This is a genomic window from Streptomyces sp. (assembly GCF_031181705.1).
GTDB lineage: Bacteria > Actinomycetota > Actinomycetes > Streptomycetales > Streptomycetaceae > Streptomyces.
The window spans coordinates 20436-27357 of sequence record NZ_JAPSKN010000036.1 but is presented as its reverse complement, the minus strand read 5'-3'; the positions used below and the strand labels follow the sequence as shown (position 1 = coordinate 27357).

The window sequence follows — 6922 nt, the reverse complement described above, 5'->3', positions numbered from 1 at the left end:
CTGCCCGAGAACCGCGACTGCCACGCCCGGACCGGCTGCCCCCCGGCGCCATGGCCCCGCCCGTGCCGCGCCCACACCGGCTGCCGAGCCGGCCCCAGAAGCCGCAGGGCCGCGGCTCCCCGACCCGAGAGCAGCCAGTGCCGCGGAGCCGTCCCGGGCCGAGAGGGCCTCGCGCCCTCGCCCGACAGCCGTCCCCGACATCCGCCCCGCCCCGCCCCGCTGCCGTCCCTGCCCGACACGCCCGCCGTCCGGGGGTCCGTCCGTCCCGTGTCGCGGTCGGGTCGGGAAGGGCGGCCGAGTGAGAAGAGCATGTGCATGTCCTCCGACCGGTCCGTGTCCTCCCGTCGCTCCTTCCTGGCGGCCGCGGCCCTGCTGCCGCTGCCGCTGCCCCTCGCCGCCTGCGGCGCCGGCGGCCGGTCGTCCGGGCGCGCCGATCCGCCGCCGCCGGCGTCCTCCCGGTCCACCCCGGCACCGAGCCGGCCGCCGGTGCGCCGCGCCCGGTTCGCGGACCTGGAGCGCGCCTACGGCGCCCGGGTCGGCGTCTACGCGCTCGCGACCGGCACCGGGACCACCGTCGTCCACCGCGCCGGGGAACGCTTCGCGTTCTGCTCGGTGTTCAAGGCCCTGGCCGCCGCGGCGGTCCTGCACCACCGTTCCCCGCACGACCTGGACCGGCTCATCACCTACACCCGGGCCGACCTGCGCTCCACCACACCGGTGACCGGCAGGCACCTGGCGACGGGCATGACCCTGCGCCAGCTCTGCGACGCCGCCGTCCGCTTCAGCGACGGCGCGGCCGGCAACCTGCTGATGCGCGAGATCGGCGGCCCGCGGAAGCTCACCGCCTACCTGCGCGGACTCGGCGACAGGACCAGCCGCATGGACCACTACGAGCCCGAGCTGCACGACGTCCCGCCGGGCGACCCCAGCGACACCACCACCCCCGAGGCGGTCGCCACCGACTTCCGCGCCCTCCTGCTGGGCACCGCCCTGCCCGCCCGCGACCGCGCGCTGCTCCTGGACTGGCTCTCCCGCAACGCCACCCCCGTCGGCGCCCGCCGCATCCGGGCCGGACTGCCCGGCGGCTGGAAGGTCGCCGACAAGACCGGCACGGGAGACTACGGCCGGGCCAACGACGTCGCGGTCGTCCACCCGCCCCGCGGCGAGCCGCTCGTCCTCGCCGTGATGACCGACCGCCCGGGCCACGACGCCGAGCCCTCCGACGCCCTGGTCGCCGAGGCGACCCGGCGAACCGTCGCCGCCCTCGGCCTGTGAGACCGGGGAGGGCTATAACGGGGCCATGATCTACCACGTCGTACCGAGCACCGTCTGGACCACCGAACCCGGCCGGCCGTACGCCCCCGCCTCCCTCGCCGAGGAGGGCTTCGTGCACTGCTCCCCGGACGAGGCGACCACGCTGGCCGTCATCAACGCCTTCTACCGTGACGCGCCCCGGCCCCTGCTGGTGCTCGCGCTCGACGAGACGCGGCTGACCGCGAGGGTGGAGTGGGAGGCGGCGGCCCCCGCACCGCCGCCCGGCGTCTCCGGGGACACCCTGTTCCCGCACGTCTTCGGCCCGCTCGACCGGGACGCCGTCGACCACGTCCTGCAGGTGCGGTGGGACGGACAGGGCCGGGCGTCGGAACTGAGTACGACAGGATGACCGGGTGACCGTCCAGAGAGTTGCCCTCACCGCCCCCGCCGTGCGCCCGGCCCGCTGCGCCGTCGCGGCCCTCGCGCTGGCCGGAGCGGCCTGGGCCGTCCGGGCGGTGTGGCACCTGCGGCTGTTCCTGGCGGGGCAGCCGGCGTCGGGCCCGCCCGGCCGGGGCGGCGGCACGCACCGCCCGCCGACCGCGCTGGAGGACTCCTACCACCAGGTCGCCGCGGCGGGCGGCGTCGTCACGGCCGTCTGCGCCGTGGTGTTCCTGTTCTGGCTGGACCGGGTGCGGGACAACGCCCGCGCCCTGTCGGGCACCGCACCCCGCTACGGCTCCTTCTGGCTCTTCCTCGGCTGGATCGTGCCCGTCGCCAACCTGTGGATACCCCGGGGCGTGGTCGCGGACGTCCACCGCTCGGTGTTCCCCGGGCGGCCGCTGCCCGCCGTCGTGAACTGGTGGTGGGGGCTGTGGCTGGCGGGTCTGGCGGGCGGTGCGGGGATCGTCCACGCCGACGACGCGGACGAGGTCATCGCCCGCGCCTACACCGACGTCCTGCCCCTGCTGGCCGCCGATCTGGTCATCGTGGCGGCGGCCGTGGCCGCCGCCCTCATGATCCGCACGCTCACGGCGGCGCAGGACGAGCAGCTCGCCCGCCAGGGCTACTGAGCGGACCCGACGGGCCGGTACACCGACACGGCGAACGACGCGGTGACGTGCACCGGTGTCCCCAACCGGGCGACCCGGCCCGGCAGTTCCGCCGGGTCGAGGTGGTGCGCGGCCGGGCCCATGGCCACCAGGTGGACGACGTCCCCGGCCGTCAGGGCCGGGGTGAACTCCAGCGGCTCGGTGTGATCGAGCCGGAAGGCGGCCGACAGGGTCCGGCGCAGGCGTTCCTCCTTCCTGGGGTCGACCGCCGGCAGCCCCAGGAACTCGCGCAGTTCGCGCAGGTGCCGTTCCGTGGGCGTGACGACGAGCAGGGCGCCGTCCGGGCGCAGGACGCGGCGGAACTCGGGGCCGTTGCGGGGGGCGAAGACGTTGAGGACGAGGTGGGCGCAGCCGGTGCGCACGGGCCAGGGCCGCCAGACGTCCCAGCCGGCGGCCTCCGCGCGGGGATGGGCCCGGGCCGTGGCGCGCAGGGCGGCGGCGGAGGTGTCCAGGCCGATGCCCAGGGCCCCGGGCAGGGCGTCCAGGACGGCGGCCAGGTAGTGGCCGGTGCCCGCGCCCGCGTCCAGCACGGTGGCATCGGCGGGTGCCGAACCGGCGGCGAGGTCCGCGAGGACGCGTACGAGGGGGTCGTAGTGCCCGGCGCGCAGGAAGGCGGCGCGGCTGCTCACCATGCCGGCGGAGTCGGCGCTCGCGGCGCGCCGGTGGCCGGTCAGCAGGCTCACGTAGCCGTGGCGGGCGATGTCGAAGGTGTGCCGCGCGGCGCAGCGCAGGGCGCCGTCGGCGCGGGTGAGGCCGGAGGGGCACTGGGGGCAGGTCAGGACGGTCAGCAGCCGGTCGGACGGCAGGCGGGCGGGACCCGAAGGCATGGCGGTGCTCCTGGACGACGCGGCGGGGCGCAGTGCCGGGCCGCGTGCGGGCGGTGGACGTGAGTCGCCGGCGCCCGCCCGTGGGCGGGCGCGCCGAGGACGGCGACGTGACGCACACTCACGTCGCCGTCCTCACCGCGGTGTCAGAGGAAGCAGTGCGGCAGGGCGTTGCATGCCAGGGCCATGCGGCCAGGCTACCCGGCGCCGCGCCGGCCACCGGGGGCCGGGGTGAGGGGGCCGCCCGTCCGGGCGGAAGTCCGATCGGCCGGTGAAACGCCGACGGCCCGCACCCGGGTGTCCGGGTGCGGGCCGTCGCGGTGACGCCGGGTCAGGCTGGGGTCAGCCGTCGTCGCGCGAGCGGAGGCTGAGGCGCGGTCCGAAGCGGAAGGCCGCGAAGCCCACCGCCGCCAGGGCCGTGGCCGCCGCGGCGAGGAGGCCGATGCCGCCCGCGCCGGTGGAGGCGAGGCTGCCGCCGGCGAGGTCGGTCGACGTGCCGCCGGTGGTGGAGGTGCCGCCCGTGGAGGTGCCGCCACCGCCGGTCGTGCCACCGGTGCTCGCCGAGGGGCTCGGGTCCGCCGAGGGGCTCGGGCTGCCCGACGGGTCGTCGCCCGGGCCGGGGTCCTGCGTGCCGTCGCCGGGGACGACCTCGACCGCGAACTGCGTCATGGCGCCGCCGACCGAGGCGGTCACGGTGTAGGTGCCCGTGCCCTCACCGGCCGTCAGGGTCGGGGCCGTGGCACCGCCCTGCGCGTCGGTCTCCACGCGGACGACCCGCTCGCCGTCGGCGAAGCGGGGCGCGTCCTCGCTCTCGTCCTCGACCCGGAACTCGACCTCGGTGCCGGCCGGTGCCGCGGAGCCCGACTCGACGACCTCGGCCGCCAGGGCCTCCTCGAAGTCCGTGCCCTGTTCGGCCCGCTGGCCGTCGCCGCCCGCGACGGAGACGGTGTACGCCGAGTCCTCCACCTGCACGGAGAAGACCGTCGAGACGCCGTCGACCGCCGCGCGGACGGTGAACGCGCCTTCCTCGCCGCCCACCTGGATCGGCTGGGACTCGGCCCGGCCGCGCGCGTCGGTCGGCACCACGAGCTCGGTGGAGTCGGCGCCGCCCTTGACGTAGAAGAAGGCGCCCTGCTGGTCGGGGTCCTCGATGGTGAAGGTGACGGAGGCGTTCTCGACGGCGTTGCCCGCCTTGTCCCGGGCCACCACGGCCAGCGGGCCGGCGCCGCCGCCCGGCCGGACCGTCTCGTCCGTGCCGGAGACCCGGACCAGCTCGGCGATGGCGGGGGTCTTCCACTGGAAGACCACCCGCCCGTCGCCGGAGCGGTCGGTGTTGACGCCGCCCTCGGCGATCGAGCCGCGCACCGGTTCGCCGGAGGACTGCCAGAACGGGTCGTCCTTGGCCGGGGGCACCGTCCGGCTGCCGGTGAGCAGACGGGCGTCCTTCACCCGGTCGGGGTCGACGTAACTGCTGCCGCCCGCGCCGCTGCCGATGAGGCCGCGCTCCTCGTCCGTGCCGCCGCCACCGCCGCCGCCCGCGTAACCGGCGCCGCCGCCACCGCCGTAGCCGTGCGCACCGGAGCCGCCCGCGCCGCCCTTGCCGCCGCCGGAGGCGTCGGCGCCCGAGGAACCGTTGCCGCCGCCCGCACCACCGGTGGGACCGGCCGCGCCCTTGCCGCCGCGCTCGGACTCGGTGTCGTCCTGGCCGCGCTCGCCGCCGCCGGGGCCGCCCTGGCCGGCGTCCACATCGCCGTATCCACCGCCACCGCCACCGGCCGCGATGAGCAGCGGTTCGCCGTCACCGCTGCGCACCCCGCTGCTGTTGCCGCCGACCGCGGCGTACCGGCCGCCGCCCGCGCCGCCGAGCGCGTCACCGAAGCGCTGCACGCCGACCGCGACCGACAGCTTCTCCCCGGGCGTGACACTGAGCGTGCCCGCGGTGTAGCCGCCCGCCCCGCCGTTGGCGAAGGGCGTGCCCTCGCCGCCCTGCCCCCAGGCACGCACGTCGAGCGCCGTGACACCGGCCGGGACCTGGAAGTCCTCGCGGGCACCCGTGGGATCGAACAGCCGGCAGCCGGAGAACCCCTCCGTCGGCGTGCACGCCTTTCCGGCGAGCACCTGGCTGCCCGCGGCCGTGGCGGCGGAGGCGCCCGTCAGGGCGGTGCCGCCGGTCAGGGCCAGCAGGGTCAGGGCGGCCGCGCCGCGCCGGAACCGGGCACGCCGCGGCACGCCGGCATCGTGATGCGTCAAGGAAACTCCCCCACTCGTCACAAGCTCCCCCCTGAGAGCCGGACACTGCTCGATCAGAATCGAACAAGATGAGTGGGACAGCTGATCAAACTCGAGGCGGCCGGTCAACCGAGAAGGGTCGGTTCCCGGCCACCGGCGCCCAGCTCGTCACCCGCGAGGTCACCGAGCGGATTCCTGCCGACGTTCCGGGCCGGACAGGCGGGAAGGCCGGGCCGGGCTCCCGAGCGGCACACGCGGGGACGCGACGGCCCGGCCGGCCTTCCTCTGGCCGCAATCTGCCACCCGGCACCACGCGGCGCCTCCCGGGCGCGCCCGAACGGGGGCGGCGGGGCGTACGGCGCCACCGCCGGCCGGCACCGCTCACGCGCCCTGGGTGACGGCCCGCTCCATCAGCCGGTCCGCCTCGGCCTGAGCCGTCCCGGGCGGCACCACCAGCAGGTCCCAGCGGCCGCGGCCGGGGGCGAGCAGGCAGACGGTGTCGGAGGCGGTGGGCGTGTCCCTGCGGCCCACGTGGACGGCCTGGCCGGCCACGTCCACCCGCTCCGGGCAGTCGAGCCAGATGTCCCCGTGGACGAGGACGCTGCTGATCCGGCCCCAGGCGGGCGGCAGCCCGGCCAGCAGTCCGGGAAGTTCCGCGGCCAGGTCGTAGGAGCGGGGCCACCACGCCCCGTCGATCCTGCGGGCCGTACGGCGCTCGCGCGGCTGGTCGGCGAGTTTCAGCCGGGCCCCGGACGGGGCGGGGACCTGGGGCGGGGGCGAGGAGGCGGACGTCATGGGGGCTCCTGCTGCGGACGGGGGGGGCGGCCGGCGACCGTGCGCCGCCGCAGTGCGACCTACCCCGGTTTCTCCACCGTACCCCGCCCGCCGGTACGGGAGCAGGGGCCTTGCGTGCCGTCCGGCGCCCGGCCGGGAGCATCGGACATTCCGGGCGCTTTATATCAAGGTGTCGGCGATAATCGGAACATGAATACGGCAACGTACGAAGTGCTGGCGGCGTCGTCAGACCACGCGGTCGCCGTGACCCTCGCCTTCATCGCCGGGCTGATCGTGGCGTGCGCGCTGATCTGGGGCGTGCGCGTGGGGATGCAGGTGATGGACAAGGACACCCACCACCCCGACCCGGCGGAGCAGCCGCACCTGCCGGAGACCGGGCCGGTCCGCGAGATGCGGGAGATGCGCGAGCCCGACGACGTGCCGGTCGTGGCCCGCGACGGGCGCCGGCTCATGCCGCACGAGATGCACCGCGCGAGCACCAGGACCGGCAAGGACCAGAAACCGCGGCGCTGGTCGCCCGGATCCAGCGGATCCTTCGGCGGCGGCGGCCTCGGACACACGTGATGCCGTGAGCCGTGCGGTCCGTGCGGTCCGTGCGGTCCGCACAACTCGCACGGTTCGCACGGTTCGCCGGGAGGCGAGATGGCAGTCGTACACCGCACCCGCGGGGTCACGGCCGGAGCCGCCCTGGCCCTCGCCCTGACCGGCGTG

The 6922-nt window shown here is 76.7% G+C and carries 7 protein-coding genes; 4 read left to right on the top strand and 3 right to left on the bottom strand.

The annotated features are described in order from the left end of the window. Window positions 1-315: 315 nt before the first annotated feature. The 3 genes from bla to RIN80_RS10295 are packed head-to-tail and all read left to right on the top strand — an operon-like array spanning window position 316 to window position 2324. A complete protein-coding gene (gene bla, locus RIN80_RS10305) occupies window positions 316-1275 on the top strand; it encodes a class A beta-lactamase (protein WP_309095228.1) in 960 nt (319 codons plus the stop codon). 25 nt (window positions 1276-1300) lie between these two features. After that, a complete protein-coding gene (locus RIN80_RS10300) occupies window positions 1301-1663 on the top strand; it encodes a DUF952 domain-containing protein (RefSeq protein ID WP_309095227.1) in 363 nt (120 codons plus the stop codon). 4 nt (window positions 1664-1667) lie between these two features. Further along, complete coding sequence (locus RIN80_RS10295) at window positions 1668-2324, top strand: DUF4328 domain-containing protein (RefSeq protein ID WP_309095226.1); 657 nt, start codon at window positions 1668-1670, stop codon at window positions 2322-2324. On the opposite strand, the gene RIN80_RS10290 is transcribed toward RIN80_RS10295, so the two are convergent. The 3 genes from RIN80_RS10290 to RIN80_RS10280 all read right to left on the bottom strand — a co-directional run bounded on the left by RIN80_RS10290 (window position 2318) and on the right by RIN80_RS10280 (window position 6211). Continuing rightward, window positions 2318-3190, bottom strand: a complete 873-nt coding sequence (locus tag RIN80_RS10290; protein ID WP_309095225.1) for a putative RNA methyltransferase — start codon at window positions 3188-3190, stop codon at window positions 2318-2320. The two genes, RIN80_RS10295 and RIN80_RS10290, sit on opposite strands and share 7 nt — an antisense overlap. Window positions 3191-3529: 339 nt before the next feature. Beyond that, complete coding sequence (locus RIN80_RS10285; protein ID WP_309095224.1) at window positions 3530-5437, bottom strand: glycine-rich protein; 1908 nt, start codon at window positions 5435-5437, stop codon at window positions 3530-3532. Between the two features lie 360 nt (window positions 5438-5797). After that, window positions 5798-6211, bottom strand: coding sequence for a DUF5994 family protein (locus RIN80_RS10280; protein ID WP_309095223.1), 414 nt, complete (start codon window positions 6209-6211; stop codon window positions 5798-5800). Window positions 6212-6400: 189 nt separating this feature from the next. Between RIN80_RS10280 and RIN80_RS10275 the strand changes: the two genes are divergently transcribed. Next, the gene (locus tag RIN80_RS10275; RefSeq protein WP_309095222.1) at window positions 6401-6775 is read left to right on the top strand and encodes a DUF6479 family protein; all 375 of its coding nucleotides are present in this window, start codon (window positions 6401-6403) and stop codon (window positions 6773-6775) included. The last annotated feature ends 147 nt before the right edge of the window (window positions 6776-6922 follow it).